Source organism: Pseudomonas sp. P108 (genome assembly GCF_032613195.1).
Taxonomy (GTDB): Bacteria; Pseudomonadota; Gammaproteobacteria; order Pseudomonadales; family Pseudomonadaceae; genus Aquipseudomonas.
The window spans coordinates 6,152,951-6,178,608 of the sequence record NZ_CP126691.1; the positions used below are offsets into that span (position 1 = coordinate 6,152,951).

The window sequence follows — 25,658 nt, forward strand, 5'->3', positions numbered from 1 at the left end:
TCCAAGAAAGCAGAAGCTGTCATCAGGCCATCATTTAACCAAAGCGTGAATTTGCCGACTAACGGTCACCGCTGAAGCCCCCGGAAACCGGCAGAGATGGCATTTCGACAGGATGTTGACGTCAATCATCTGCCAAACGGGCGTTAACAAATTTTCCCTCTACGCTTATAAAGGCCGCCCCAAAACGTGCGGGCTAGAGCTTCTGGCACGTACGTGCAGTGAAACTTGAGTGGAAGAACCGACATGATCGATCTCGCAACCTGGAACCTCAGCGTTCCCGTTGGCAGCCCGCCATACACCGTCGAAACCTCCAAACTGGTGAACGGCTTCAAAGATCAATACTTCCATTCCGACACCGGCACCTTGTTCTTCTGGTCACCGGTTACCGGGTCAAAAACCGAAAACGCCATCTACCCGCGCACCGAACTGCGGGAGACCTATAGCAACGGCACCCTGCGCAACTGGTATTACCCGGACGCCGACAACCTGCTGCGCGCGACCCTCACGGTTAATAAGGTGCCCAGTTCCGGCAAGATCGTCATCGGCCAGATTCACGCTTATGAAAGCCAGAAGCCGATGGTCAAACTCGAATATCAGTACAAGACCAAAACTGAAACCGGCAACCTGGTGATCAAGGTGCGCATGCATCCGGACGAGGATGAGAGTCGCGTTATCACCTTGGCGACCGGGATCAAACTGGATCGCGAATTCAACTACCTCATTCACCTCAGTCCTGGCGGTGCATTGGGTGTGAGTGCGGCGGGATATCAGTGGGATTCACAGATCAGTGCGACGTGGCGCAACAAGCCGTTGTACTTCAAGGCTGGGGTTTATGTGCAGGACAACACCGGGTACACCAGCGAAGGTGGCCAAGTGACCTTCTCCAAACTCGACATCGATCACGACAAATAACCCAATCCCAACGGTAGGAGCTGCCGAAGGCTGCGATCTTTTGATCCTGTTTTTGATTCTGAAAAGACAAAATCAAAAGATCGCAGCCTTCGGCAGCTCCTACCTTTAAACAGTGCTGTTTAGATCTGTCGGCGGTTACTTCCGGATGCCTACAAGGCCTTGCGCCGTTGCCTACCACTACGCCAGAATCCGCCGGCTTGTGCGCCTGGCGGGCCATCGGTAACTTGATTCGCGTCACTGATTTCCAGTGATCGGGTTTAGTAGCCCGTGGTTACGCGATGCGCATTGGCACCATTCAGTCGGGCATAACCCGCGCTTGATGGCAGCTGTACGCAGGGCGCCTTCGGGTGCGCCGGTCGCGTCTCCCCGGTCTACTAACCTGCGTTCAGCTGCCACCCTCTTCGTTTAGTAGCGATCCGGTGTCGGCTCCATTTACCGGAGACGAAACATGATCAAATCAACGCCGCACCCGCCAGAAACAGATCCCGCATCCCCCTACGAATCCCTCGATTCCAAAAAACTCAACGACGCCGCCGAACGCGCCCTCGACCATTACCTCAAACCGTCCGCCTTCATCATGGCCAGCACGCACAAACCCGAGCCCATGTACCTCGCCAATCCGAAGTACAACACCGAATCCCTGCTGGCCAACGCCAGCGAAACTCTGGGTTCAGCCAGCGAAATGCTCAACAACTTCGCCGCCATGCTCGACACCTCACACCGCAAGACTGCCCTGGGCATTGCGCAAGTGGTCATGCTCGGTGAATTGGCGGTAAATCAGGCATTGGATCATGTCGAACTAAAGGAATAACCCGCCCACAAAAAAACCCGCCTCATGGCGGGTTTCTTAAGCCAAATGGATTAAATGTTCCGCATACGCAACATCGACATCAAAATGTGACGGTAGCGCAACATGGATTACTCTCTTTTAATCACCCGTCTCGGCATTCAATTACGTGAAAAACGTATAAATCGTGGCCTGACGCAGGTTCAGCTTGCCGATCTGGCGGGACTGACGCGATACAAAGTCATCGCGGTGGAGAAAGGCACCCTTTCTGTCGGCATGATCGCTTACGCGCGGGTTTTAGCTGCGCTGGACTGCGAACTCTCGGCGGTTCCAGCAACGATGCCAACCCTTGAAGAACTTGGAGATTTATTCGAATGAAAATGTCCTCTCTTCAAGTCAGTACCCCTGAAGGTAATAGCGGGAGACTGTTCAGCAATACCGAGGATTTCACTTTCCGTTATCACGAAGATGCATCGCCACAAATGGCGATCAGCCTCTTGATGCCTGTACGGCATGACGAGTTTCGTCGGCGTGAGTTGCACCCTGTATTTCAGCCTCGCGGCGGGCTCCTGAATAGCAATAAGCGCAAAAGCGTAGCTAAACGTTGCTATCTCCCAATACAGGCTTACGCTTCAATCCCGACCCAACCGAATCATTCAAGGCAACTGTACGCCCGACATCCCATTCGCGTTGCATCCCCACAAACAATTCAGCATCCACTCGCGACCGATGAGCAGCCAATGCCTGACTCATTGCCTCAGCTATCCGGTCGATGATCAATGCCGGCCTATCCACCGCGCAGTGTTTGCGACCGAACTCAATCAGTTGCTGGCGATCCGGGTAGTCTTTGGTTTTATTCATTTTGATTGCCAGGGTACGGTCAACCAGTGAACGCCCTGACTTCGGGTTGTAGTTTTCATAGACCGTGGTGGTCGTAACATCGTAAATCGGGGCTAACTGCACGGTTTCTGGAGCCGCGGGCTGCGTGTATATCACGCCGAAGTTCTTCAAATGTGCATCGCCATTGCGCACCATCACCGAAAGGCAGACTGACGAAAAGTATCGCTCCAGCTCTCGTATCGGTTCGGCATGGCGACATACCTGGCGGATGGCTGCCGCGAGGGTTTCATAGCTCTGCGAATACTTGTAATTGTCGTGAGGATCTTTGTTCAGACCCAACAGCACCGCCATGTCTTCGAAACCGAGCCGGCCGGACGACGTCAGGTCAAACCGCTCCATGACAAACAGCTCACCGCTCTCGGAAAGCCAGAACGGTGGCGTTTCCAATCCTGCCAGCCTCGCCGCCTCCAGACACAGAAACTCGTTCTGGGCCAAGTGCTCATACTCCTCGGCTCCTGATTTGACGATGAGATCGGAACTGAGGATGGTTTTTCGGCCGCCAGTGAGCTTGTCCAGGTCAGGCACCAGTACCTTGGGCTGCACTCCGGAAATACCCGACTCAAAGTAGGTTTCAACCAGAAAGTTGAAAACACCCTGAGAGGCGTCGGCAGACAGAATGTCTTGTAAACCGACCTGGGCACGCACGGCGCTAGGTGGCTCAGTCGGATTTTCATAGGTGAGGCGACCAATCTGATTGCCGCCAATGACCGAAAGCAGCCGCATTTCATCGACCTGCATATGCTTGGCCATCCGACGTTTGATCTGATCGGCCAGAAAACCTTCCGGCACATTCATATCGAAGATCGGGTGCAACACATTGCTCACCACGGGTGTCGGGTCATAAGGCATGACCAATGAGACTTCCCTGGACGCTTCCGCCGACTGGTAGGTAAACGAGAACTGCGAACCCTTGGACAGCTCACCCGAGCAGCCTTGCGGCGTCATGACGTTGAGTCGTTTGACCTTATTCATCATGCTCTACCAGATCGGCGAGCGACTTGAGATCGATTCGGTTGTCGACGATTTCAAGCGCCATGCCCAACGCGGCAATCACCCGGAACACGGTATAAAAAGCGACGTTTTCACCCGCCTCAAGATCGATAATGGTCTTGCGACTGCATTTGGCCTTATGCGCCAGCATTAGCTGACTGTAGCCCTTGGCTTTTCGCAGCTGACGAATGCGTTCGGCGAAAATCGCAGGATTATTCAGGATCAAAATGTCACCTATATGGGACTTTAAGCTGATAAAAATCATTAAAGTTCACTATAGGTGACATTTCAAGTGCTGATTTCCAAGTATCGCTACCAAAAATTTCACCCACAAAAAACCCGCCTCACCGGCGGGTTTCTTATCGAAGCAGTTTAACGCTCAGGCTTAGTTAACCTTGGCGTTCAACTCACCCTTCAGATAACGCTGATACATCGCTTCCAGCGAGATCGGTTTGATCTTCGAAGCATTACCGGCAGTGCCGAACGCTTCATAACGAGCGATACATACATCACGCATCGCCGTCACGGTGGCGCCGAAGAATTTACGCGGGTCGAATTCGCTCGGGTTGGTGGCCATCAGGCGACGCATCGCACCAGTGGACGCCAGGCGCAGGTCGGTGTCGATGTTGACCTTGCGCACGCCGTGCTTGATGCCTTCGACGATTTCTTCAACCGGTACGCCGTAGGTTTCTTTGATGTCGCCGCCGTACTGGTTGATGATCGCCAGCCACTCTTGTGGCACCGAGGACGAACCGTGCATCACCAGGTGGGTGTTCGGGATGCGCTTGTGGATTTCCTTGATGCGGTCGATCGCCAGCACGTCGCCGGTAGGTGGCTTGGTGAACTTGTAGGCGCCGTGGCTGGTGCCGATGGCGATGGCCAGCGCATCGACCTGGGTGCGTTTGACGAAGTCAGCGGCTTCTTCCGGGTCGGTCAGCATTTGGCTGTGATCCAGAACGCCTTCAGCGCCGATGCCGTCTTCTTCACCGGCCATGCCGGTTTCCAGCGAACCCAGGCAGCCCAGCTCGCCTTCTACCGAAACGCCGCAGGCGTGAGCCATGGCCACGGTTTGTTGGGTAACGCGGACGTTGTAGTCGTAGTCGGTCGGGGTCTTGCCGTCTTCGCCCAGCGAGCCGTCCATCATTACCGAGCTGAAACCCAGTTGGATCGAGCGCTGGCAGACGTCAGGGCTGGTGCCGTGGTCCTGGTGCATGCACACCGGGATGTGCGGGAATTCTTCGATCGCGGCGAGGATCAGGTGACGCAGGAAAGGCGCGCCGGCGTATTTGCGAGCGCCGGCCGAAGCCTGGACGATCACCGGGGAGTCAGTCTTGTCAGCGGCTTCCATGATGGCGCGCATCTGCTCAAGGTTGTTGACGTTGAAGGCTGGAACGCCGTAGCCGAATTCGGCTGCGTGGTCCAACATCTGGCGCATGCTGATAAGTGCCATTGTGTGTGTCTCTCCCGGTTGAGGGTCGTTAATCGTGCCAGCCTGCCGGAGCGGCGGCGGCTATTCAAGTGATTGCAGATCGGGGGTTGAGGCCCGGTCTGGTGATTCGATAAAGCAAAATCCTGAGAGCTACACAGAACCCCTGTGGGAGCGAGCCTGCTCGCGAAAGCAATCTTGCAGTCGCTGATGCAGTGCCTGTCAGACCGCTTTCGCGAGCAGGCTCGCTCCCACATTAGAACTGTGGTGTGTCAATTACTGCGCTTTGCAGCCGCGGCCGATCAGGTCATTGGTGGCGACCCAGTACACCAGGCCTTCCTCTCCCTTGACGTGAAACGCCAGCATGCCGTCGCTGTACAGCGTGCCCGAGGCGCCTGGCTCTTCTTTCAAGCGATAGACCTGATCACCGCCACCCAGTCGAACATCGACTTCCTTCTGGCCGGCGTCGGCGTAACGCCACAGCACTTTGGCCTGGCTGTCGCAGGTCCAGGTCGTCCAGTTATCCGCCGGAGCAGACGACTGAAACAGGTTCAACTGCGCGCAACCGCCCAACAATGCCAACGCCGCAATGGCGATCAAGCCTTTCATCCGTGTTCCTCGACTGACGGCACACGCCGCCAGCCCTGAGTTAAAGAGTCAGACCCGTCAAGGACAACCATGTTCCTTGGCCGGGGTTTGCGTCTCGTATTTGTCCAGGCCGTCCGGCCCCGAACGCTTGTTCAGCACCGGGTTGGTTTCGGCTTGCCAGTCGGCCTGATAACAGCCCTTCTGCGACTCGCTCGGTGCCGGCGTGACCTCGGCCTTCGGGTTACTCCCGCAGGCCGCCAGCGTACCGGTCAGCAACAACAGCGCTAACGACTTGACCATGTAAACACTCCTTTGCCTGGCCAAACGGGCGGCCTCAGGCCTTGGCCCGGCTTTCCAGGACTTCAACGGCTGGCAGCACTTTGCCCTCGACGAATTCGAGGAACGCGCCACCACCGGTGGAAATGTAGGAGATTTGCTCAGCCACGCCATATTTATCGATCGCGGCCAGAGTGTCGCCACCGCCAGCAATCGAGAATGCCGAGCTTTCAGCGATGGCCTGGGCCAGCACTTTGGTGCCGTTACCGAACTGGTCGAACTCGAACACGCCGACCGGACCGTTCCACAGAATGGTTTTCGACGATTTCAGCAGTTCGGCGAAATTGGCTGCGGTTTGCGGGCCGATGTCCAGAATCATGTCGTCAGCCGCGACGTCAGCGATCAGTTTGACGGTGGCTTCGGCGGTTTCGGCGAATTCTTTGGCAACCACGACGTCAACCGGCAGCGGCACACTGACTTTGGCAGCGATGGCGCGTGCGGTGTCTAGCAGGTCCGGTTCGTACAGCGACTTGCCAACCGGGTGACCGGCTGCCGCGAGGAAAGTGTTGGCGATGCCGCCGCCGACGATCAGTTGATCGCAGATCTGGCTCAGGCTGTTCAGCACGTCGAGTTTGGTCGAGACCTTGGAGCCGGCAACGATGGCCGCCATTGGCTGAGCCGGTGCGCCAAGGGCTTTGCCCAGTGCGTCCAGTTCAGCGGCCAGCAGTGGGCCAGCAGCGGCGACTTTGGCGAACTTGGCCACGCCGTGGGTCGACCCTTCGGCGCGGTGAGCGGTGCCGAACGCGTCCATCACGAACACGTCGCACAGGGCCGCGTATTGCTGGGCCAGTTCGTCAGTGTTCTTTTTCTCGCCTTTGTTGAAGCGCACGTTTTCGAACAGCACGATGTCGCCGGCCTTGACGTCAACACCGCCCAGGTAATCAGCCACCAGCGGCACTTCGCGGCCCAAGGCCTTGCTCAGATAGTCAGCGACAGGCTTGAGGCTGTTCTCGGCGGAGAACTCGCCTTCGGTCGGACGGCCAAGGTGCGAGCAGACCATCACGGCCGCGCCTTTTTCCAGGGCCAGCTTGATGGTCGGCAGCGAAGCCAGGATACGCGCATCGCTGGTGACAACACCGTCCTTGACTGGGACGTTGAGGTCTTCGCGGATCAATACGCGCTTACCTTGCAGATCGAGGTCGGACATCTTCAACACGGTCATGGGTCGCACTTCCTACGGTTTTTTTGAAGTTGCTGTTTGCAGATAGTGTTCTGCAACGTCCAGCATTCGGTTGGCAAAACCCCACTCGTTGTCGAACCAGGCCAGGATGTTCACCAGCTTGGGGCCGGAAACACGGGTCTGACTGGCATCGACGATGGCCGAATGTGGGTCATGGTTGAAATCACAGCTGGCGTGCGGCAACTCGGTGTAAGCCAGCAAGCCTTTGAGCGGTCCGCTGGTAGCGGCTTCGCGCAGGATCCGGTTGACCTCATTGGCGTCGGTCGCCGTGGCGGTCTGCATCGTGATGTCGAGGCAGGACACGTTGACCGTCGGCACGCGTACGGCTTTGGCCTGAATTCGCCCGGCAAGTTCCGGCAGCAGGCGCTCGATACCCCGCGCCAGACCAGTGGACACCGGGATCACCGACTGGAACGCCGAACGGGTGCGGCGCAGGTCTTCGTGGTGATAAGCGTCGATCACTGGCTGATCGTTCATCGCCGAGTGAATCGTGGTGATCGACACGTAATCGAGGCCGATGGCCTTGTCGAGCAAGCGCAACAGCGGCACGCCGCAGTTGGTGGTGCAGGAGGCGTTGGACACCAGCAGTTCGTCACCGGTCAGGCAATCCTGATTGACGCCGTAAACGATGGTGGCGTCGACATCCGCGTCGCTGGCCATTGGCTGCGAGAACAACACGCGTGGCGCGCCGGCGTCGAGAAAGCGCTGGCCGTCGGCACGGGTGTTATAGGCACCGGAGCATTCGAGCACCAGATCGACGCCGAGTGACGCCCAATCGATGCCTTCGGGAGTGGCACTGCGCAGAACCTTCACGCAATCGCCATTAATATGCAGACAGTCGCCTTCTACTCGCACCTCGCCGGGAAAACGGCCGTGGGTGGAGTCGAAGCGTGTCAGGTATTCAATACTGGCCATGTCCGCCAGATCGTTGATCGCGACAATTTCAAACCCGGCTTTCTCGCCTCGCTCAAACAACGCACGCAAGACGCAACGACCAATCCGGCCGTAGCCGTTGAGTGCAACTTTGAAGGGACGCGGTTGAGGCATGGGGTTCTCGATTACCGTGGTGAATCAGGCAGTGCGATGTTGCCTGAACCAACACTTTCGCGAGCAGGCTCGCTCCCACATTGGAATGCATTTCCCTGTGGGAGCGAGCCTGCTCGCGAAGGCGTCAGCTCAGACGACATCTTTTCTGGATCAGTCTTCCAGCAGCTCTTCAGCCTGACCCAGGATGTTTTCCAGGGTGAAGCCGAACTCTTCGAACAGTGCCGAAGCCGGAGCCGATTCGCCGTAAGTGGTCATGCCGATCACGCGACCTTCCAGACCCACGTACTTGAACCAGAAATCGGCGTGAGCCGCTTCGATGGCGATACGTGCGCTGACCTGCAGCGGCAGCACGGCTTGTTTGTAGCCGGCGTCCTGAGCATCGAACACGCTGGTGCACGGCATGGAAACCACACGCACCTTGCGACCTTGTTCGGTCAGCTTGTCGAAAGCCTGAACAGCCAGACCGACTTCCGAACCGGTCGAAATCAGGATCAGCTCAGGCTCGCCTGCGCAGTCCTTCAGTACATAACCGCCACGGCTGATGTCGGCAATCTGGCCGGCATCGCGCTCTTGGTGCTGCAGGTTCTGACGCGAGAAGATCAGCGCCGATGGGCCGTCCTTGCGCTCCAGAGCGTTTTTCCAGGCCACGGCCGATTCAACGGCATCGGCTGGACGCCAGGTGTCGAGGTTCGGTGTGGTACGCAGGCTCGTCAGCTGCTCGATCGGCTGGTGCGTCGGGCCGTCTTCGCCCAGACCGATGGAGTCGTGGGTGTAGACGTGGATGACCTGCTTCTTCATCAGCGCGGACATGCGCACGGCGTTGCGCGCGTATTCCATGAACATCAGGAAGGTCGCGCCGTAAGGCACCAGGCCGCCGTGCAGGGTGACGCCGTTCATGATTGCGGTCATGCCGAATTCGCGCACGCCGTAGTACATGTAGTTGCCGCTGGCATCTTCAGCGCTGACGCCCTTGCAACCTTTCCACAGGGTCAGGTTGGAACCGGCCAGGTCAGCCGAACCGCCGAGCAGTTCCGGCAGCAATGGGCCGAACGCGTTCAGGGTGTTCTGGCTGGCTTTACGGCTGGCGATGGTTTCGCCTTTGGCCGCAACTTCAGCGATGTAAGCAGAAGCTTTTTCCGAGAAGTCAGCTGGCAGCTCACCGCTCAGGCGACGCACCAGTTCGTTGGCTTCGGTCGGGAACGCAGCGGAGTAGGCAGCGAAACGCTGATCCCACTCGGCTTCGGTTGCGCGACCTTTTTCCTTGGCATCCCACTCGGCATAGATGTCGGCCGGGATTTCGAACGGACCGTGGCTCCAGTTCAGCGCCTGACGGGTCAGGGCGATTTCTGCGTCACCCAGTGGAGCGCCGTGGCAGTCTTCTTTGCCCTGCTTGTTCGGCGAACCGAAACCGATGGTGGTCTTGCAGCAGATCAGGGTCGGCAGCGGGCTCTTGCGCGCGGTTTCGATGGCGGTCTTGATCTCTTCCGGGTCGTGACCGTCAACGTTGCGGATCACTTGCCAGTTGTAGGCTTCGAAACGCTTCGGGGTGTCATCGGTGAACCAGCCTTCGACTTCGCCGTCGATGGAGATGCCGTTGTCATCGTAGAACGCGATCAGCTTGCCCAGACCCAGCGTACCGGCCAGGGAAGCGACTTCGTGGGAAATGCCTTCCATCATGCAGCCATCACCCAGGAATACGTAGGTGTGGTGGTCGACGATGTCGTGGCCAGGACGGTTGAACTGCGCGCCCAGAACCTTTTCAGCCAGAGCGAAGCCTACAGCGTTGGCCAGGCCCTGACCCAACGGGCCGGTGGTGGTTTCAACGCCCGGGGTGTAACCGAATTCCGGGTGGCCCGGGGTGCGGCTGTGCAGTTGACGGAACTGCTTGAGGTCTTCGATCGACAGGTCGTAACCGGTCAGGTGCAGCAGCGAGTAGATCAACATCGAGCCATGGCCGTTGGACAGCACGAAGCGGTCACGGTCGGCGAACGATGGATTGCTCGGGTTGTGCTTGAGGTAGTCGCGCCAAAGCACTTCGGCAATATCTGCCATACCCATTGGGGCACCGGGATGGCCGCTGTTGGCTTTTTGCACGGCATCCATGCTGAGGGCACGAATGGCGTTGGCACGCTCACGACGGCTAGGCATCGCTGATCTCCTGGGTTCTGGTAAGTCGAAACGGAAAAAAGGAGGGCATTTTCCCTCACCGGAGCGCCTCGGGGCAATGACAGATAGTCATCGGGGGGCGTTTTTCCAATGGATAGCGGCGCTTTCTGTTGGTGAAACCTTTCCGCTACTCGTTTGTAGAGTTAACCGCTTGGTGAGAAGTGCCATTTATCGAGCAATATCAAAACTTTTTGATATTGGCCTTGCGATGAATTCCCCCCGTCTCTAGACTGCGGCCCTATGAATTTACGCGTGCCTTCCATTCGCCATGACGATTGCGACGAGCTGGCGGCCCTGTGCAAGGCCGGCGGCGATCCGTTGCGGCTGAATGTACTGCGCGCATTGGCCAACGATTCGTTCGGTGTTCTGGAGTTGGCGCAGATCTTCGGCATCGGCCAGTCCGGCATGAGTCATCACCTCAAGGTACTGGCACAAGCCGACCTGGTGGCGACACGCCGCGAAGGCAACGCGATTTTCTATCGCCGCGCCCTGCCCCACACCGAACTGCTCGGCGGCAAGTTGCACGCTGCATTGTTAGAAGAAGTCGACAATCTGGATCTGCCTGACGACGTGCAAGCGCGCATCGAGCAGGTTCACGGCCAGCGTGCCGCAGCCAGTCAGGACTTTTTCGCCCGGGTGGCGGAGAAATTCCGTGCCCAGCAAGACTTGATCGCAGGCCTGCCGCAATACCGTGACAGCGTGCTGGCCCTGCTCGACAAACTGAACTTCAATGGTGCAGCCACGGCCATTGAAGTCGGCCCCGGCGATGGTGCTTTTCTGCCGGAACTGGCCCGCCGCTTCGGCACCGTAACCGCGCTGGACAACAGCCCGGCGATGCTCGAACTGGCGCGTCAGGTGTGTGAACGTGAACAGCTGGCTAACGTCAGCCTGCAATTGGCCGATGCATTGAATGGCACAAGCCTTCAGGCCGATTGCGTAGTGTTGAACATGGTGTTGCACCATTTCGCCGCGCCGGCCGATGCGCTCAGGCACATGGCCGACCTGCTGCAACCGGGCGGTAGCCTGCTCGTGACAGAGTTATGTAGCCACAACCAGAGTTGGGCCAGGGAGGCCTGCGGTGATCTGTGGTTGGGGTTTGAACAGGACGATTTGGCCCGTTGGGCCACCGCTGCGGGACTCGTTCCCGGGGAAAGCCTCTATGTAGGCTTACGTAATGGTTTCCAGATCCAGGTCCGCCATTTTCAGCGACCGGCTGGCGACACTCACCATCGGTAAATTCAGGAAAACATCGAGATGAGCGAATACTCCCTCTTCACCTCCGAGTCCGTGTCCGAAGGACATCCGGACAAAATCGCCGACCAGATTTCCGATGCGGTGCTGGACGCCATTATTGCCCAGGACAAACACGCACGCGTTGCTGTGGAAACTCTGGTCAAGACCGGTGTGGCCATCGTTGCCGGTGAAGTGACCACCAGCGCCTGGGTCGACCTGGAGCAGATCGTTCGTGACGTGATTTGCGACATCGGCTACACCAGCTCCGAAGTCGGCTTCGACGGCGCGACTTGCGGCGTGATGAACATCATCGGCAAGCAGTCCCCAGACATCAACCAGGGTGTTGACCGTGCCAAGCCTGAAGATCAGGGCGCCGGCGACCAGGGCCTGATGTTCGGCTACGCCAGCAACGAAACCGACGTTTTGATGCCAGCCCCGATCACCTTCTCGCACCAGCTGGTGCAGCGCCAGGCCGAAGCCCGTAAATCGGGTCTGCTGCCTTGGCTGCGTCCAGACGCCAAGTCGCAAGTGACGTGCCGTTACGAAGGCGGCAAGGTTGTCGGTATCGACGCGGTTGTTCTGTCGACCCAGCACAACCCGGAAGTGTCGTACAAAGACCTGCGCGAAGGCGTGATGGAGCTGATCGTCAAGCACGTACTGCCTGCCGAACTGCTGAGCAAAGACACCCAGTTCCACATCAACCCGACCGGCCAGTTCATCATTGGCGGCCCGGTAGGTGACTGCGGTCTGACCGGTCGCAAGATCATCGTCGACAGCTACGGCGGCATGGCCCGTCACGGCGGCGGCGCGTTCTCCGGTAAAGATCCATCGAAGGTTGACCGTTCGGCTGCCTACGCTGGCCGTTACGTTGCCAAGAACATCGTCGCTGCCGGCCTGGCCGAGCGTTGCGAGATTCAGGTTTCCTACGCGATCGGTGTGGCTCAGCCTACCTCGATCTCGCTGAACACCTTCGGCACCGGCAAGATCAGCGATGACAAGATCATCAAACTGGTGCGTGAAGTGTTCGACCTGCGTCCATACGCGATCACCACCATGCTCGATCTGCTGCACCCGATGTACCAGGAAACTGCAGCGTACGGCCACTTCGGTCGCGCACCAGAGACCAAGACCGTTGGCGAAGACACCTTCACCACGTTCACCTGGGAAAAAACCGACCGCGCCGACGCTCTGCGTTCTGCTGCTGGTCTGTAAGCCTTTCCCGGCTGCACAAAAAGCCCCGCACGGTTCGCGCCGTGCGGGGCTTTTTCATGCCTGAAATACCTCCCTGTGGGAGCGAGCCTGCTCGCGAAGAGGCCAGCCGGACCAACATCACTTCCCGACCAGACACACCCCGCAAAACACCCCACCTGCCAAGCCCCCAATCGTCTTCTAACCTTCAAGCATTCCCCCTGAGCAAGGACGCTCACAATGCTTGTCACGCTGCGCCTGTTGTTGGTTTTCTTCACCGCCTGTACGGCCCTCAACACCCACGCCGATTGCCCGAAATGGCCGGCCACTCAAGCAAAAAGCGAAATCGCCGCCCTGCAAAAACAGATCAACCAATGGGACGACGCCTATCACCGCAAAGGCCGCTCACTGATCGCCGACGAACTCTACGACCAGTCACTCCAACGCCTGAGCGCATGGCGTGAATGCTTCAGGCTACCCTCGCCCGTCGAACCTTTGCGCACGGCTTCAGGCACAGTCACCCACCCCATCGCCCATACCGGTCTGGATAAAATCCATAAAGCCGAGGCCGTGCAAGCATGGCTACGAGATCGTCAGGACGTCTGGGTTCAACCCAAAGTCGATGGCGTGGCAGTGACGCTGGTTTATCGCCAAGGGATGTTGCAACAAGCCATCAGTCGCGGTGACGGGATCAGCGGACAGGACTGGACGACTTCAGCGCAAAGAATCAACGCCATACCTCAACGCCTGACGCAGCCGCTGGATCTGCTGGTTCAAGGGGAGCTCTATTGGCGCTTGAATGAACACGTGCAAGCCCGATCCGGCAGCGTCAACGCCCGTGCCGCCGTTGCCGGACTGATGAACCGCAAATCCTTCACGGCAGAACAGGCTGCCGGGATCGGACTGTTCGTTTGGGACTGGCCGCAAGGGCCTTTGGATTTGCCCGAACGGATTTCACGATTGGCAGCGCTGGGCTTTGCCAAGACTGAACCGTACAGCCAGCCCGCCAGCGATTTCGCAGAGGCACAAAAATGGCGCGACCATTGGTATCGCTCGCCTTTACCCTTTGCCACCGACGGCGTGGTGTTGCGCCAGAGTCAGCGCCCGCCCGCCGAACGCTGGCAAGCTCGCGCACCGTACTGGGCGATCGCCTGGAAATACCCGTTTGCGCAAGCGTTGGCCGAAGTTCGCAAGATCGACTTCAAGATTGGCCGCACTGGCCGCATCACACCGGTGATCGAGTTGACCCCGATCATGCTCGATGACCGGGAGATCAAACGGGTCAGCGCCAGTTCGCTGAAACGCTGGCAAGAGCTGGACATTCGCCCGGGAGATCAAGTGGCAATCAGCCTCGCCGGTCTGACCATTCCTCGGCTCGACAGTGTTGTACTGCGCACCAGCGAACGCACAGATATCGATATCCCCGACGCAGAGGATTTCCACGCCTTGAGTTGCTGGCAACCGACCCCCGGTTGTGAAAGCCAGTTTCTCGCCCGCTTGAGCTGGCTCAGCGGTAAGCAAGGGCTGGCGATGCAGCATGTCGGTCGTGGTACCTGGGAGAAACTTCTCGAAACACGCCGTGTGAACAACCTGCTGGATTGGTTGACCCTCGACGCGTCAGAGCTTGCTAACATTGCCGGCTTCGGCGAGCGCAGCAGCGAACGCCTGATGCACAGTTTTCACAGCGCCCGCCAACGGCCCTTCGCCCAGTGGCTCAAAGCCTTGGGCTTACCGCCAAGCGGTCAGGCACACCTGCCTGACTCGTGGCAGGCGCTGGCACAACGCGACACCGAACAATGGCAGGCCGAAGCCGGTATCGGCCCGGGACGCGCAGCGCAATTGAGCGCATTCTTTCGCGACCCGCAGGTACTGGCCTTGAGCGAAACCTTACGTGCCGCCGGAATCGACGGTTTCTGACTACGCAATCCCGGTGCGCCGGGAACCCATCGGTAGCCCAAGCGCTCCAACAGCGCAGTGCCTGACCGACCCGATTGCCTTTGCACATGGAGCTTTTATGAAATTTCTTGCACCGCTCGCCATGCTGACCCTTTGCGGCGTGATGGCCGCCCCCGTAATGGCCGATGAAGATGCCCCCGGCCTGACCGGCTGCGCTGCGAAAAAGCAGGGCATCATGAACCAGATCGAACAGGCGAAATCGCGCGGCAATGCCGATCAGCAGGCGGGTCTGGAAAAAGCCCTGAGCGAAGTGACCGAACACTGCACCGACGCCGGTCTGAAGAAAGAACGCGAAAACAAAGTGCTTGAGGCCAAACACGAAGTCAGTCAGCGTCAGGCCGATCTCGATAAAGCCATGAAGAAAGGCGATCCGGAGAGGATCAACAAGCGCAAAGAAAAACTCGCCGAATCGCGCAAAGAACTGCAGGACGCGCTGGAAGAAATCGACAAGTAAAAATCAAAAGATCGCAGCCTGCGGCAGCTCCTGCCCTGATCAATACAGGAGCTGACGCAGGCTGCGATCTTTTAAATATCAATGATCGCGAAACTGTTTATGGCAAGCGCTGCAGGCATCCTCAACTTTCTGCACCGCCGGCGCGAGGTTGCTGGCCTTGTACGGCTGAACCTGACTGGCAATCACCAGCTCGCCGGTGGCGGCTTCGAGCGTGCGAGCCATTTCCTGAAACTGCGCCTGTTTCTGCCAGACATCGTCCTTGGCGCTGGTGTGATCGTCCTCGCGAACTTGCGGAAAATGCTTCCACGGTTCATGGGACAACGTATCGAGCTTGACCGCGCCCTCGGCGAATTTCGGCCCGTCGAACGGAATGCGCCCACGCAACATGCCACCCAGATCTTCACCGGTCTTGAGCATCTGTTTGAAAATGGCCTTGCGCTGGCCCAGAGGAGAATTCGGATCGACACCGCCACAGGCGGACAAGGTCAGACAGGCCAGCAATACAACAGCAATTCTTTTAACAGTCATGGTGGCTTCAGGTCACGGAATTCGGCGGCCAGTATCCTCGCGTCACCGCCAAACACCAATAGCCCTATTAAAAATACGGGTTGTTCGAGCGCATGGAGCACGCGGGCAACCGACACAGGAATCACTCCATGAACAGCCGTTTCAAGGCCTGGCGTCACCCGCTGATTGCAACCCTGCCGCTGCTGGCGATACTCGCCGGCTGCACCGGTGGCGAGAACGCCAAGCCGAAAACCCACGCGCTGGCCACTTATTCCAGCGCCACTTGGGAGGCATTGCCGGCGGTATCCGATAGCGATCTGGTCGCCGGTTTCGGTTCGTGGCGCAGCGCCTGCACCCGACTCAAGGCAGATGCGGTCTGGGGCACAACCTGCGCAGCAGCGGCCAATGTTCCACAGAGCGCCACAGAAATTCGTGCGTTTCTCAAACAGAACCTCGATGTCTACGGCCTGCGCGCTGAAAACGACAACCCCAACGGCTTGATCACCGGCTACTACGAGCCGGTCTACCCCGGCAGCCTGACGCCCACCGAGGCGGCCAACGTGCCGGTGTATGGCGTGCCGGAGGACATGATCATTGTCTCGCTCGACAGCATTTATCCCGAACTCAAAGGCAAACGCCTGCGTGGTCGCCTTGAAGGTCGAGTACTCAAACCTTACGACGATGCTGCGACCATCGAATCCAAAGGTGTGAAAGCCCCGGTGGTTGCCTACCTGACCGACCCGATGAATCTGCAATTCCTGCAGATCCAGGGTTCGGGGCGGATTCAGACCGCAGACGGCAAACAGCTGCGCATTGCCTACGCCGATCAGAACGGCCATCCATATCGGCCGATCGGCCGCTGGCTGGTCGAGCAAGGCGAGTTGAAGAAAGAAGACGTGACAATGAGCGCGATCAGCAATTGGGCCAAGGCCAATCCGTCGCGCATCCCCGAACTGTTGGGCAGCAACCCGAGTTACGTGTTCTTCACTCGCAATCCGGACAGTAACGAAGGCCCGCGCGGATCACTGAACGTGCCGTTGACTGCGGGCTACAGTGCGGCAGTGGATCGCAAGGTAATTCCGCTGGGCAGCCTGTTGTGGCTGTCGACCACGCGCCCGGATGGTACGGCACTGGTCCGCCCGGTGGCGGCGCAGGATACCGGCGGCGCGATTGCCGGCGAGGTGCGTGCGGATCTGTTCTGGGGCACCGGTGATGCAGCCGGGCAACTGGCCGGGGACATGAAACAGCAGGGGCAGATCTGGATGCTCTGGCCAAAAGGTGCGGCGCTGCCACAAGTGCCGCGGGTGGCTGATACAGAGAAGAAGTAACCCTTAGGATCTTTGTCGTCTGAACAATGGCTTTCGCGAGCAGGCTCGCTCCCACAGTTGGAATGCATATCCATGTGGGAGCGAGCCTGCTCGCGAAGAGGCCATCAGCAACACCCGAGCATCAGACCGACACGAAGAAGAACGAAGCAATCAGCCCCATCCCCACAAACCACACCAGCGACCGCAAGATCGCCCAGTCCGCCAGGTAGCAAATGATGTAAAGCAGGCGACTGGTAATAAACATCACCGCCAGCACATTGACCGTCACCAACTGCGCGGTTCCCACCAGGTGCGCGACGATCACCGCCGCTGCAAACGCCGGCATCACCTCAAAGCTGTTCAGCTGCGCCGCGTGCGCCCGACGGGCCACACCGTTGAGACTTTCAAGAAAGTCGCGCGGATCGTGGTTGTCACTCAACCGGTAGCCGCCCACGGCTTTCGCCACGCCAGTGCAGACATATGGCAGAAAAATCGCAATCAACACACACCACAGAGCCACCGTCATAACGCCGTCCTTTTTTCGAGTTATAGAATTCGCGAGCGGTCAGAACTTCATCACCAGCATGCCGATCAGCACCAGCCCACAGGCTAAGAGCCGCGGACGGCCGAAAGGTTCTTTCAAGTAGCGCATGCCGAACAACACCACCAGAATCACGCTGATTTCGCGCAATGCCGCCGCCTCCGCAATCGAGCCCAATTGCATCGCCCACAGCACCAGAGCGTAGCTGGCCAATACGCAGAAGCCCACCGCCAACCCCAGCTTCCATTGCTCACGCCAGAACAACATGAACGCCGGACGCTTGGCGCCCCATGCCAACAGCGGAAACGGCCACGCGCTGAGCAGCGTGACCCAGACCAGGTAATCGAGCGGATGCGACCAGCGCCGCAACGCCTGGCCATCAATGTAGGTGTAGCAGCCGATGCACAGGCCGATCAGCGCCACCACCGGCAGCATCGACCACGGCAAGTGCTTGCCACCACCGCCCTGCCACAGCAGGCAAACCATGCCCAACGGAATCAGCATGATGCCGAAGATCTGCTGGGTGGTGAGCACTTCGCCGGCGAAGATCAGCGTCAGCGCCAGCACTACCAGCGGCGACAAACCGCGCATCAGTGGATAGACCAACCCGAGATCGCCGACCCGATACGCCTGAATCAGCAGGTAGCGATACAGCAATTCAAACGCTGCCGACGCCAGAATCCACGGCCAGATATCCATCGGCGGCAAGCTCACGAATGGCAACGCGATGGCGACGACCAGCAGCGCCACGGTGTCCATGCACGCCACCACCAGCAGCCGCTCGGCGCTGAACTTGATCAATGTATTCCACGTCGCATGCAGCAGCGCCGCCATCAATACCAATCCCGTCGCCAGCACGTTCCACTCCTTATTGTTGTTAGCGAGCCAATTAGTCAGATTATTGATTCGCGATGTGTCAGCAGCTGTTTATACTGCAAGCGACCACGCCGCACTCAGTTGCGCACAGAAAAATACCAATAATTCCTGCCTGCACCGCGCTCCTTCGAGATCGGTCGTCGGCCTGCGTATGCCTGATCAAAGCGTCAAGACTACCGACAGAGACCTTGCGCATGCCACTCGCCTTGCTTGCCCTCGCTGTTGCCGCATTCGGCATCGGCACAACCGAATTCGTCATCATGGGCTTGTTGCCCGATGTCGCCCGCGACCTTGCCGTGAGCATTCCTCACGCGGGCCTGTTGATCACTGGTTATGCGTTGGGCGTGGTGTTCGGCGCGCCAATCCTGGCGATCGGCACCGCGAACATGCCGCGCAAAGCGACGCTGCTCGGCATGACGCTGATGTTCATCCTCGGCAACGTGCTCTGCGCCCTGGCGCCGAACTACGCGACGCTGATGGCCGCTCGCGTGGTCACCGCACTGTGCCACGGCGCGTTTTTCGGCATTGGCTCGGTGGTCGCCGCCGGGCTGGTCGCGCCGAACAAACGCGCACAGGCGATTGCGATGATGTTCACCGGCCTGACCTTGGCCAACGTTCTCGGCGTGCCGCTGGGCACGGCGCTCGGGCAATACGCCGGCTGGCGTTCGACCTTCTGGGCGGTTTCGGTGATCGGTGTGATCGCAGCCCTCGCGCAGTGGTTTTGGCTGCCGAAACACATCCCGATGGACAAGGCCAACCTCGCCAGCGAATTCAAGGTATTGGGCAAGGTCAACGTGCTGCTGGCGCTAGGCATGAGTGTGCTGGCATCGACCAGCCTGTTCAGCGTGTTCACCTACATTGCGCCGATCCTGCAGGACATCACCGGCGTCAGTCCGCACGGTGTGACTGTGATGCTGCTGTTGTTCGGCGTCGGCCTGACCGGTGGCAGCATGCTCGGCGGGCGTCTGGCTGATAGCCGTTTGTTGCCGTCACTGGTCGGAGTGGCCCTGGCGGTAGTGGTGATTCTGGCGGCGTTCAGCCAGACCAGCCGTTCGGTGGTGCCGGCGGCGATCACGCTGGTGCTGTGGGGGATTTTTGCTTTTGCGCTGTGCCCGATTCTGCAATTGCTGATCATCGATCAGGCCCATGAAGCGCCGAACCTCGGCTCGACATTGAACCAGAGCGCTTTCAACCTCGGTAACGCGGCGGGTGCGTGGATCGGCGGGCTGGTGGTTGCCAGTGGTGCAGATCTGGCGGATTTGCCGTGGACCGGGGCACTGGTCGGCGTGCTGACGGTGCTGACGGCGCTGTTTTTCATCTATCTGCAACGTCGCGAAACGGCTGGGGTCAATGTGTCTGGCTAATCGTGTCGTGCCAGACAGAGCCCTCACCCTAGCCCTCTCCCAGAGGGAGAGGGGACTGAACGGGGGATGCTTCAGAAGTACGCCGACCTGAACGCGCATTGCCGAATCCATAATCGACTCGGTTATTCAGGTCGATGCATGCCACAAGACAATAAGGTCGGCTCCCTCTCCCTCCGGGAGAGGGCTGGGGTGAGGGAAGCTTGTGCCCTCAGTCGTTCTCGGCCCATCAAACCCCTGCGCCCAAGTATCGGACGCGCTCCATTCACCCCTCATCCAAAGGACCCCGGATGCTTGAACTTGTCGCCGCTTTCATCTGCCTCACCACCCTCCTCACCTTCGTCAACTTCCGCTTCATTGGCCTGCCGCCGACCATCGGCGTGATGGTGACTGCGCTGCTGTTCTCCCTGATCCTGCAAGGCCTGAGCGTACTCGGCTACCCCGGTCTCGAAGAACGCGTGCAGCAACTGATCGGCCAGATCGACTTTGGCGATCTGCTGATGAACTGGATGCTCTCATTCCTGCTGTTCGCCGGCGCCTTGCACGTCAACCTGAATGATCTGCGCAGCTACCGCTGGCCCATCGGCCTGTTGGCAACCTTCGGCGTGTTGATTGCCACCACGGTAATCGGCAGCCTCGCCTATTACATTTTTGCCCTGTTCGGCTGGCACGTGAGTTTCTTGTATTGCCTGCTGTTCGGCGCGCTGATTTCGCCGACCGACCCGATTGCCGTGCTCGGTGTGCTGCGTACCGCCAACGCCTCGAAGCCGCTGAAAACCACCATCGTCGGCGAATCACTGTTCAACGACGGCACAGCTGTTGTGGTGTTCACCGTATTGCTGGGCATCGCCCAACTCGGCGAAACCCCGACCGTCAGCGCCACCGCCATGTTGTTCGTTCATGAAGCCATCGGCGGTGTGTTGTTCGGCGGGCTGATCGGTTATCTGGTCTATCGAATGATCAAGAGCGTCGAACAGCATCAGATCACCGTGATGCTGACCTTGGCGCTGGTCATTGGCGGTTCGGCGATGGCCACGGAGATTCACGTTTCCGCGCCGATCGCGATGGTGGTGGCCGGTCTGATCATCGGCAACCTCGGGCGCAATCTGGCAATGAACGACATGACCCGCCGTTATCTGGACGGTTTCTGGGAATTGCTCGATGACATGCTTAACGCGCTGCTGTTTGCGCTGATCGGCATGGAGCTGTTGCTGCTGCCGTTCAACTGGCTGCACGTGGCGGCGGCGAGTGTATTGGCGGTGGCCATTCTGCTGTCGCGCCTGCTCACTGTGGCCCCGGCGATTCTGCTGCTGCGCCGCTGGCGGACAGTGCCGGCCGGCACCATCCGGATTTTGACTTGGGGCGGTTTGCGCGGCGGTGTTTCAGTGGCACTGGCCCTGGCCCTGCCGCTGGGCCCGGAGCGCGATCTGCTGCTGAGCATCACTTACATCGTGGTGCTGTCGTCGATCCTGTTGCAGGGTCTGACCATCGGCAAACTGGTCAAGCACGCGACTCGCAACGAGCCCGCGACCACCAGCGAACCTGCTCACCACTGATCATTTTTTGATCGCCTGCGGATCAGGTTTCTCGGCCTGATCCGCAGATTCCTTCGGTGCACCGCTCTCGCTGCGAATCTGCGCATGGCTGATCAGCGCAAAGATAAAGCTGCCGCCAATGATGTTCCCCGCCAGCGTCGGCCCGGCGAAGACCATCCAGAAATCACTCCACGGCAGCTCGCCGGCAAACACCAGATATGACACCTCGGCCGAACCCACCACGATGTGAGTGAAGTCGCCGAGCGCCATCAGGTAGGTGATGAGGATGATGATCCACATCTTCGCGCTCTCCATGGACGGAATCATCCAGACCATGGTGGCGATCATCCAGCCAGACACGATGCCTTTGGCGAACATCTGGCTGGCATGGTTTTCCATGACTTTGCGGCCGATTTCGAGGAAGGCAACGTCGGTCTTGCTGTCGAAGATCGGCAGTTCGAGCATCACGTACGCCACCAGAATCGTGCCGCAGAGGTTGCCGACGAGCACCACCGTCCACAGACGGATCAGCCGGCCGAAGTTCTGAAGGGTCGGCTTGGTCATGACCGGCAGCACGGCGGTCAGGGTGTTTTCGGTGAACAGTTGCTGACGGGCGAGGATCACCGCGAGAAAACCTGCGCAGTAGCCGAAGCTGGCGATCACTTTGAATTCATCACCGTCGGGCAGGCGCGAATTGAGCAGGCCCATGCCCATCAGCGACAGGCCCATGGTCAACCCGGCCGCCAGCGCCGACCACCAGAGTGCGGCGATGCTGCGCTCCAGTTCCTGATCGCCTTGAGAGCGGATGATTTCATGCAGGACGGCCGCGCGGGGCGGCTGGTTTTTCTCGACTTCATGCTGTTCTTTGGCCGAGAGATCGGGGGTCTTGCCGTCGGTGGGAGTGGTCATGGCGTGGGAACCGTGGGGGTGGTGTTTACCTACGACCCCGGCGGTTCATGGCTGTTCAGTGGGCAGATAATTCTTCGCTGACTGAACAACCGCTTTCGCGAGCAGGCTCGCTCCCACAGGTACAGCGTGATCCTTGTGGGAGCGAGCTTGCTCGCGAAGAAAGCGCCGCCGATGTTATTTGGTGACTAACTCATCTTCCTGGAACTGATCTTTCACATATTTGATTTCAGTGCGCCCGTGCGGTGCCGGCAAGCCGTCTTCGCCCAGATTGACGAAAACCATCTTCTCGACGGTGAGAATGCTCTTGCGAGTGATCTTGTTGCGCACTTCGCAGGTCAGGGTGATCGAGGTGCGACCGAACTCGGTGGCGGTGATGCCCAGTTCGATGATGTCGCCCTGGCGCGAGGCGCTGACGAAGTTGATCTCGGAAATGTACTTGGTCACCACGCGCTGATTGCCCAACTGGACGATCGCGTAGATCGCCGCTTCTTCGTCAATCCAGCGCAACAGACTGCCGCCGAACAGGGTGCCGTTGGGGTTGAGGTCTTCGGGTTTTACCCATTTGCGGGTGTGGAAATTCATCTTCACTCCTGAGTGTCTTGCCGAACGATGGACGGTATCTTGGCAGACTGAGCGGTCAGGCTCCATGCGGCTTCGACTATGGTCGTCATTAACGATCTTCATCTGGCCGACAGAAACCCTTTGGAAGATCAGTCTAGACGGCTATAATCGCCACCGTTTCAAAACGGTAACGTTCACTTGCTACCGTTTTCCCGCCACCTGTCCGAGGGGCGCTGCAGCAGGTTCAACCTGTCAGGCTCGGATGGGGCGTTGACTGGCTCAGGCCAGACACTAAACGCACAACGGCGCCCATTCGCATACATTACGAATGGAGGCTCTTCATGAGCGCTGTTATCACGCCTGCAGATTTTAACGATTACAAAGTTGCCGACATGTCCCTGGCTGCCTGGGGCCGTCGCGAAACCATCATCGCCGAATCGGAAATGCCGGCTCTGATGGGTCTGCGTCGCAAGTACTCCGGCGAACAGCCGTTGAAAGGCGCCAAGATCCTCGGCTGCATCCACATGACCATTCAGACTGCCGTGCTGATCGAAACCCTGGTTGCCCTGGGTGCCGAAGTACGCTGGTCGTCGTGCAACATTTTCTCGACTCAGGATCAGGCTGCTGCCGCTATCGCTGCTGCCGGTATCCCGGTTTTCGCCTGGAAAGGCGAAACTGAAGAAGAGTACGAGTGGTGCCTGGAGCAGACCATCCTGAAGGATGGCCAGCCATGGGACGCCAACATGATCCTCGACGACGGCGGCGACCTGACTCAGCTGCTGCACGACAAGTACCCACAAGTACTGGATCGCGTTCACGGCGTGACTGAAGAAACCACCACCGGTGTACACCGTCTGCTGGACATGCTGGCCAAGGGCGAGCTGAAAATCCCGGCCATCAACGTCAACGACTCGGTGACCAAGTCCAAGAACGACAACAAGTACGGCTGCCGTCACAGCCTGAACGACGCGATCAAGCGCGGTACCGACCACCTGCTGTCCGGCAAGCAAGCGCTGGTCATCGGTTACGGTGACGTGGGCAAGGGTTCGGCCCAGTCCCTGCGTCAGGAAGGCATGATCGTTAAAGTCTCCGAAGTTGACCCGATCTGCGCCATGCAAGCGTGCATGGACGGTTTCGAACTGGTTTCGCCGTTCATCGACGGTATCAACAACGGCACCGAAGCAAGCATCGACAAAGCGCTGCTGGGCAAGATCGACCTGATCGTGACCACCACCGGTAACGTCAATGTTTGCGACGCGAACATGCTCAAAGCCCTGAAGAAGCGCGCCGTGGTCTGCAACATCGGTCACTTCGACAACGAAATCGACACCGCTTTCATGCGCAAGAACTGGGCATGGGAAGAAGTGAAGCCACAGGTACACAAGATCCACCGTACCGGCCCGGGCGCTTTCGACGCGCAGAACGACGACTACCTGATCCTGCTGGCCGAAGGCCGTCTGGTAAACCTGGGTAACGCCACTGGCCACCCAAGCCGCATCATGGACGGTTCGTTCGCCAACCAGGTGCTGGCACAGATCTTCCTGTTCGGCCAGAAGTACGCCGACCTGTCGCCAGCCCAGAAAGCCGAGCGTCTGACCGTTGAAGTACTGCCGAAGAAACTCGACGAAGAAGTGGCTCTGGAAATGGTTCGCGGCTTCGGCGGCGTGGTCACTCAACTGACCAAGCAACAGGCTGACTACATCGGCGTGACCGTCGAAGGCCCGTTCAAGCCGCACGCTTACCGCTACTAACAGGCGCTTGCTCGCTCTCCCTGTGGGAGCGAGCCTGCTCGCGAAGGCGTCTCAACATTCAACATCCGTGTTGTCTGACCCGGCGCTTTCGCGAGCAGGCTCGCTCCCACATGGGATTGCAGCGCCTCGAAGGTTCTTGTTTCCAAGGGTATGACCATGTCCCAAGACCGTCGCTACAGCTTCGAGTTCTTCCCGACCAAGACCGATGCTGGGCATGAAAAACTGCTCGCCACTGCCCGTCAGCTGGCCACCTACAACCCCGACTTCTTTTCCTGCACCTATGGCGCTGGTGGTTCGACCCGTGATCGCACCCTCAACACCGTTCTGCAACTGGAAAGCGAAGTCAAAATTCCGGCCGCACCGCACCTGTCGTGCGTCGGCGACAGCAAGGACGACCTGCGCGGCCTGCTGAACGAGTACAAGGCTGCCGGCATCAAGCGCATCGTTGCCCTGCGTGGTGACCTGCCGTCCGGCATGGGCATGACCAGCGGTGAGCTGCGTCACGCCAATGAGCTGGTTGAATTCATTCGTGAAGAAACCGGTGACCATTTCCACATCGAAGTTGCCGCTTACCCGGAGATGCATCCGCAAGCACGCAACTACGAAGACGATCTGGCCAACTTCGTGCGCAAGGCTCGCGCCGGTGCCGACAGCGCGATCACCCAGTACTTCTTCAACGCCGACAGCTACTTCTACTTTGTCGACCGTTTGCAGGCGCAGGGTGTTGATCTGCCGATCGTGCCGGGGATCATGCCGATCACCAACTACAGCAAACTCGCGCGCTTCTCCGACGCCTGCGGTGCGGAAATCCCGCGCTGGATCCGCAAGCAACTGGAAGCCTACGGCGATGACACACAAAGCATTCAGCGCTTTGGTGAGCAAGTCGTCAGCGAGATGTGCGAACGCTTGTTGCAGGGCGGCGCGCCGGGGCTGCACTTCTATTCCATGAACCAGGCTGAGCCTAGTCTGGCGATCTGGAATAACCTGAAGTTGCCGCGTTGAAGCAGCTTCAAGCTTCAAGCTGAAAGCGACAAGCAAGATCAAAAGATCGCAGCCTTCGGCAGCTCCTACATTGAGATTTCGTATCCCGTGTAGGAGCTGCCGAAGGCTGCGATCTTTTGCTTTTAAATGCCCGAAACAGAGCTTG

25 protein-coding genes, 1 pseudogene and 1 riboswitch are annotated in these 25,658 nt (G+C 58.7%); of the genes and pseudogenes, 13 read left to right on the plus strand and 13 right to left on the minus strand.

The annotated features are described in order from the left end of the window. The first annotated feature begins 243 nt into the window (after positions 1 to 243). From QOM10_RS27240 to QOM10_RS27255, 4 genes and pseudogenes are all read left to right on the plus strand, one after another. Entirely contained in the window at positions 244 to 912 is a 669-nt protein-coding gene (locus QOM10_RS27240) for a polysaccharide lyase family 7 protein (protein WP_194935214.1), read from the plus strand. A gap of 448 nt (positions 913 to 1,360) precedes the next feature. Further along, positions 1,361 to 1,723 carry a DUF6124 family protein gene (locus QOM10_RS27245; protein ID WP_034153614.1) on the plus strand — a complete coding sequence of 121 codons (363 nt, stop codon included), beginning with the start codon at positions 1,361 to 1,363 and terminating at the stop codon, positions 1,721 to 1,723. A 102-nt stretch (positions 1,724 to 1,825) separates the two neighbouring features. After that, entirely contained in the window at positions 1,826 to 2,077 is a 252-nt protein-coding gene (locus tag QOM10_RS27250; RefSeq protein WP_316917243.1) for a helix-turn-helix domain-containing protein, read from the plus strand. Further along, positions 2,074 to 2,289, plus strand: a pseudogene (locus QOM10_RS27255) (HipA N-terminal domain-containing protein); the annotation flags it as partial. The gene QOM10_RS27250 and the pseudogene QOM10_RS27255, both read left to right, overlap by 4 nt. A 7-nt stretch (positions 2,290 to 2,296) precedes the next feature. Here the strand turns inward: QOM10_RS27255 and QOM10_RS27260 are convergent. The 8 genes from QOM10_RS27260 to tkt all read right to left on the minus strand — a co-directional run bounded on the left by QOM10_RS27260 (position 2,297) and on the right by tkt (position 10,314). Further along, a complete protein-coding gene (locus QOM10_RS27260; RefSeq protein WP_316917244.1) occupies positions 2,297 to 3,571 on the minus strand; it encodes a type II toxin-antitoxin system HipA family toxin in 1,275 nt (424 codons plus the stop codon). Beyond that, positions 3,564 to 3,854, minus strand: coding sequence for a helix-turn-helix transcriptional regulator (locus QOM10_RS27265; RefSeq protein ID WP_249122201.1), 291 nt, complete (start codon positions 3,852 to 3,854; stop codon positions 3,564 to 3,566). Before QOM10_RS27265 ends, QOM10_RS27260 begins: the two co-directional genes overlap by 8 nt. Positions 3,855 to 3,974: 120 nt before the next feature. Next, positions 3,975 to 5,039: a class II fructose-bisphosphate aldolase gene (gene fba, locus QOM10_RS27270; protein WP_008081027.1), complete on the minus strand. Its 1,065-nt coding sequence runs from the start codon at positions 5,037 to 5,039 to the stop codon at positions 3,975 to 3,977. A gap of 252 nt (positions 5,040 to 5,291) precedes the next feature. Further along, entirely contained in the window at positions 5,292 to 5,624 is a 333-nt protein-coding gene (locus QOM10_RS27275; protein ID WP_016987235.1) for an MliC family protein, read from the minus strand. Positions 5,625 to 5,681: 57 nt separating this feature from the next. Beyond that, positions 5,682 to 5,903 (minus strand): hypothetical protein, encoded by a 222-nt coding sequence (locus QOM10_RS27280; RefSeq protein ID WP_316917245.1) that lies wholly within the window; start codon positions 5,901 to 5,903, stop codon positions 5,682 to 5,684. Positions 5,904 to 5,937: 34 nt separating this feature from the next. Then, complete coding sequence (locus QOM10_RS27285) at positions 5,938 to 7,101, minus strand: phosphoglycerate kinase (protein ID WP_127930076.1); 1,164 nt, start codon at positions 7,099 to 7,101, stop codon at positions 5,938 to 5,940. Positions 7,102 to 7,113: 12 nt separating this feature from the next. Then, the gene (epd, locus tag QOM10_RS27290; protein ID WP_127930077.1) at positions 7,114 to 8,166 is read right to left on the minus strand and encodes an erythrose-4-phosphate dehydrogenase; all 1,053 of its coding nucleotides are present in this window, start codon (positions 8,164 to 8,166) and stop codon (positions 7,114 to 7,116) included. 150 nt (positions 8,167 to 8,316) lie between these two features. After that, positions 8,317 to 10,314, minus strand: coding sequence for a transketolase (gene tkt, locus QOM10_RS27295; RefSeq protein WP_127930078.1), 1,998 nt, complete (start codon positions 10,312 to 10,314; stop codon positions 8,317 to 8,319). Positions 10,315 to 10,572: 258 nt separating this feature from the next. Between tkt and QOM10_RS27300 the strand changes: the two genes are divergently transcribed. From QOM10_RS27300 to QOM10_RS27315, 4 genes are all read left to right on the plus strand, one after another. Beyond that, positions 10,573 to 11,568 carry an ArsR/SmtB family transcription factor gene (locus QOM10_RS27300; protein ID WP_160042167.1) on the plus strand — a complete coding sequence of 332 codons (996 nt, stop codon included), beginning with the start codon at positions 10,573 to 10,575 and terminating at the stop codon, positions 11,566 to 11,568. Positions 11,569 to 11,586: 18 nt separating this feature from the next. Further along, the gene (gene metK, locus QOM10_RS27305; protein ID WP_034153622.1) at positions 11,587 to 12,777 is read left to right on the plus strand and encodes a methionine adenosyltransferase; all 1,191 of its coding nucleotides are present in this window, start codon (positions 11,587 to 11,589) and stop codon (positions 12,775 to 12,777) included. A 216-nt stretch (positions 12,778 to 12,993) separates the two neighbouring features. Beyond that, complete coding sequence (gene ligB / locus QOM10_RS27310; protein WP_316917246.1) at positions 12,994 to 14,670, plus strand: NAD-dependent DNA ligase LigB; 1,677 nt, start codon at positions 12,994 to 12,996, stop codon at positions 14,668 to 14,670. Between the two features lie 97 nt (positions 14,671 to 14,767). Next, positions 14,768 to 15,163 carry a DUF1090 domain-containing protein gene (locus QOM10_RS27315; RefSeq protein ID WP_127930080.1) on the plus strand — a complete coding sequence of 132 codons (396 nt, stop codon included), beginning with the start codon at positions 14,768 to 14,770 and terminating at the stop codon, positions 15,161 to 15,163. 78 nt (positions 15,164 to 15,241) lie between these two features. On the opposite strand, the gene QOM10_RS27320 is transcribed toward QOM10_RS27315, so the two are convergent. After that, positions 15,242 to 15,691, minus strand: coding sequence for a c-type cytochrome (locus tag QOM10_RS27320; RefSeq protein WP_127930081.1), 450 nt, complete (start codon positions 15,689 to 15,691; stop codon positions 15,242 to 15,244). Positions 15,692 to 15,819: 128 nt separating this feature from the next. On the opposite strand from QOM10_RS27320, the gene QOM10_RS27325 reads away from it, so the two are divergent. Then, the gene (locus QOM10_RS27325; RefSeq protein WP_127930082.1) at positions 15,820 to 16,998 is read left to right on the plus strand and encodes a murein transglycosylase A; all 1,179 of its coding nucleotides are present in this window, start codon (positions 15,820 to 15,822) and stop codon (positions 16,996 to 16,998) included. A gap of 121 nt (positions 16,999 to 17,119) precedes the next feature. On the opposite strand, the gene QOM10_RS27330 is transcribed toward QOM10_RS27325, so the two are convergent. Both QOM10_RS27330 and QOM10_RS27335 read right to left on the minus strand, forming a co-directional pair. Beyond that, the gene (locus tag QOM10_RS27330; RefSeq protein ID WP_077574861.1) at positions 17,120 to 17,503 is read right to left on the minus strand and encodes an MAPEG family protein; all 384 of its coding nucleotides are present in this window, start codon (positions 17,501 to 17,503) and stop codon (positions 17,120 to 17,122) included. A gap of 39 nt (positions 17,504 to 17,542) precedes the next feature. Next, entirely contained in the window at positions 17,543 to 18,376 is an 834-nt protein-coding gene (locus QOM10_RS27335; RefSeq protein WP_127930083.1) for an EamA family transporter, read from the minus strand. 212 nt (positions 18,377 to 18,588) lie between these two features. On the opposite strand from QOM10_RS27335, the gene QOM10_RS27340 reads away from it, so the two are divergent. Both QOM10_RS27340 and QOM10_RS27345 read left to right on the plus strand, forming a co-directional pair. Then, positions 18,589 to 19,758 carry an MFS transporter gene (locus tag QOM10_RS27340; RefSeq protein WP_316917247.1) on the plus strand — a complete coding sequence of 390 codons (1,170 nt, stop codon included), beginning with the start codon at positions 18,589 to 18,591 and terminating at the stop codon, positions 19,756 to 19,758. A gap of 287 nt (positions 19,759 to 20,045) precedes the next feature. After that, positions 20,046 to 21,311 carry a cation:proton antiporter gene (locus QOM10_RS27345; protein WP_034153629.1) on the plus strand — a complete coding sequence of 422 codons (1,266 nt, stop codon included), beginning with the start codon at positions 20,046 to 20,048 and terminating at the stop codon, positions 21,309 to 21,311. Here the strand turns inward: QOM10_RS27345 and QOM10_RS27350 are convergent, their stop codons facing one another. Together QOM10_RS27350 and QOM10_RS27355 are read right to left on the minus strand one after the other, a co-directional pair. Continuing rightward, positions 21,312 to 22,199: a formate/nitrite transporter family protein gene (locus QOM10_RS27350; RefSeq protein WP_127930086.1), complete on the minus strand. Its 888-nt coding sequence runs from the start codon at positions 22,197 to 22,199 to the stop codon at positions 21,312 to 21,314. A gap of 174 nt (positions 22,200 to 22,373) precedes the next feature. Next, positions 22,374 to 22,781: an acyl-CoA thioesterase gene (locus QOM10_RS27355; RefSeq protein WP_016984776.1), complete on the minus strand. Its 408-nt coding sequence runs from the start codon at positions 22,779 to 22,781 to the stop codon at positions 22,374 to 22,376. A gap of 198 nt (positions 22,782 to 22,979) precedes the next feature. Next, positions 22,980 to 23,078: riboswitch (S-adenosyl-L-homocysteine riboswitch) on the plus strand. 23 nt (positions 23,079 to 23,101) lie between these two features. On the opposite strand from QOM10_RS27355, the gene ahcY reads away from it, so the two are divergent. Both ahcY and metF read left to right on the plus strand, forming a co-directional pair. After that, positions 23,102 to 24,511, plus strand: coding sequence for an adenosylhomocysteinase (gene ahcY / locus QOM10_RS27360; RefSeq protein WP_007913721.1), 1,410 nt, complete (start codon positions 23,102 to 23,104; stop codon positions 24,509 to 24,511). 156 nt (positions 24,512 to 24,667) lie between these two features. After that, on the plus strand, positions 24,668 to 25,513 hold the full coding sequence (gene metF / locus QOM10_RS27365; RefSeq protein ID WP_007913720.1) for a methylenetetrahydrofolate reductase [NAD(P)H]: 846 nt from the start codon (positions 24,668 to 24,670) through the stop codon (positions 25,511 to 25,513). Positions 25,514 to 25,658: the final 145 nt, after the last annotated feature.

Bases quoted from the DNA above. Each gene is read 5' to 3' on its own strand.
- QOM10_RS27320 (WP_127930081.1), bottom strand. From the start codon at position 15,691: ATGACTGTTAAAAGAATTGCTGTTGTATTGCTGGCCTGTCTGACCTTG.
- QOM10_RS27240 (WP_194935214.1), top strand. From the start codon at position 244: ATGATCGATCTCGCAACCTGGAACCTCAGCGTTCCCGTTGGCAGCCCG.
- ahcY (WP_007913721.1), top strand. From the start codon at position 23,102: ATGAGCGCTGTTATCACGCCTGCAGATTTTAACGATTACAAAGTTGCC.
- fba (WP_008081027.1), bottom strand. From the start codon at position 5,039: ATGGCACTTATCAGCATGCGCCAGATGTTGGACCACGCAGCCGAATTC.
- QOM10_RS27330 (WP_077574861.1), bottom strand. From the start codon at position 17,503: ATGACGGTGGCTCTGTGGTGTGTGTTGATTGCGATTTTTCTGCCATAT.
- QOM10_RS27245 (WP_034153614.1), top strand. From the start codon at position 1,361: ATGATCAAATCAACGCCGCACCCGCCAGAAACAGATCCCGCATCCCCC.
- QOM10_RS27355 (WP_016984776.1), bottom strand. From the start codon at position 22,781: ATGAATTTCCACACCCGCAAATGGGTAAAACCCGAAGACCTCAACCCC.
- QOM10_RS27300 (WP_160042167.1), top strand. From the start codon at position 10,573: ATGAATTTACGCGTGCCTTCCATTCGCCATGACGATTGCGACGAGCTG.
- QOM10_RS27345 (WP_034153629.1), top strand. From the start codon at position 20,046: ATGCTTGAACTTGTCGCCGCTTTCATCTGCCTCACCACCCTCCTCACC.
- QOM10_RS27285 (WP_127930076.1), bottom strand. From the start codon at position 7,101: ATGACCGTGTTGAAGATGTCCGACCTCGATCTGCAAGGTAAGCGCGTA.
- QOM10_RS27265 (WP_249122201.1), bottom strand. From the start codon at position 3,854: ATGATTTTTATCAGCTTAAAGTCCCATATAGGTGACATTTTGATCCTG.
- ligB (WP_316917246.1), top strand. From the start codon at position 12,994: ATGCTTGTCACGCTGCGCCTGTTGTTGGTTTTCTTCACCGCCTGTACG.
- QOM10_RS27280 (WP_316917245.1), bottom strand. From the start codon at position 5,903: ATGGTCAAGTCGTTAGCGCTGTTGTTGCTGACCGGTACGCTGGCGGCC.
- metF (WP_007913720.1), top strand. From the start codon at position 24,668: ATGTCCCAAGACCGTCGCTACAGCTTCGAGTTCTTCCCGACCAAGACC.
- QOM10_RS27350 (WP_127930086.1), bottom strand. From the start codon at position 22,199: ATGACCACTCCCACCGACGGCAAGACCCCCGATCTCTCGGCCAAAGAA.
- metK (WP_034153622.1), top strand. From the start codon at position 11,587: ATGAGCGAATACTCCCTCTTCACCTCCGAGTCCGTGTCCGAAGGACAT.
- QOM10_RS27340 (WP_316917247.1), top strand. From the start codon at position 18,589: ATGCCACTCGCCTTGCTTGCCCTCGCTGTTGCCGCATTCGGCATCGGC.
- QOM10_RS27325 (WP_127930082.1), top strand. From the start codon at position 15,820: ATGAACAGCCGTTTCAAGGCCTGGCGTCACCCGCTGATTGCAACCCTG.
- QOM10_RS27315 (WP_127930080.1), top strand. From the start codon at position 14,768: ATGAAATTTCTTGCACCGCTCGCCATGCTGACCCTTTGCGGCGTGATG.
- QOM10_RS27260 (WP_316917244.1), bottom strand. From the start codon at position 3,571: ATGAATAAGGTCAAACGACTCAACGTCATGACGCCGCAAGGCTGCTCG.
- QOM10_RS27250 (WP_316917243.1), top strand. From the start codon at position 1,826: ATGGATTACTCTCTTTTAATCACCCGTCTCGGCATTCAATTACGTGAA.
- tkt (WP_127930078.1), bottom strand. From the start codon at position 10,314: ATGCCTAGCCGTCGTGAGCGTGCCAACGCCATTCGTGCCCTCAGCATG.
- epd (WP_127930077.1), bottom strand. From the start codon at position 8,166: ATGCCTCAACCGCGTCCCTTCAAAGTTGCACTCAACGGCTACGGCCGG.
- QOM10_RS27275 (WP_016987235.1), bottom strand. From the start codon at position 5,624: ATGAAAGGCTTGATCGCCATTGCGGCGTTGGCATTGTTGGGCGGTTGC.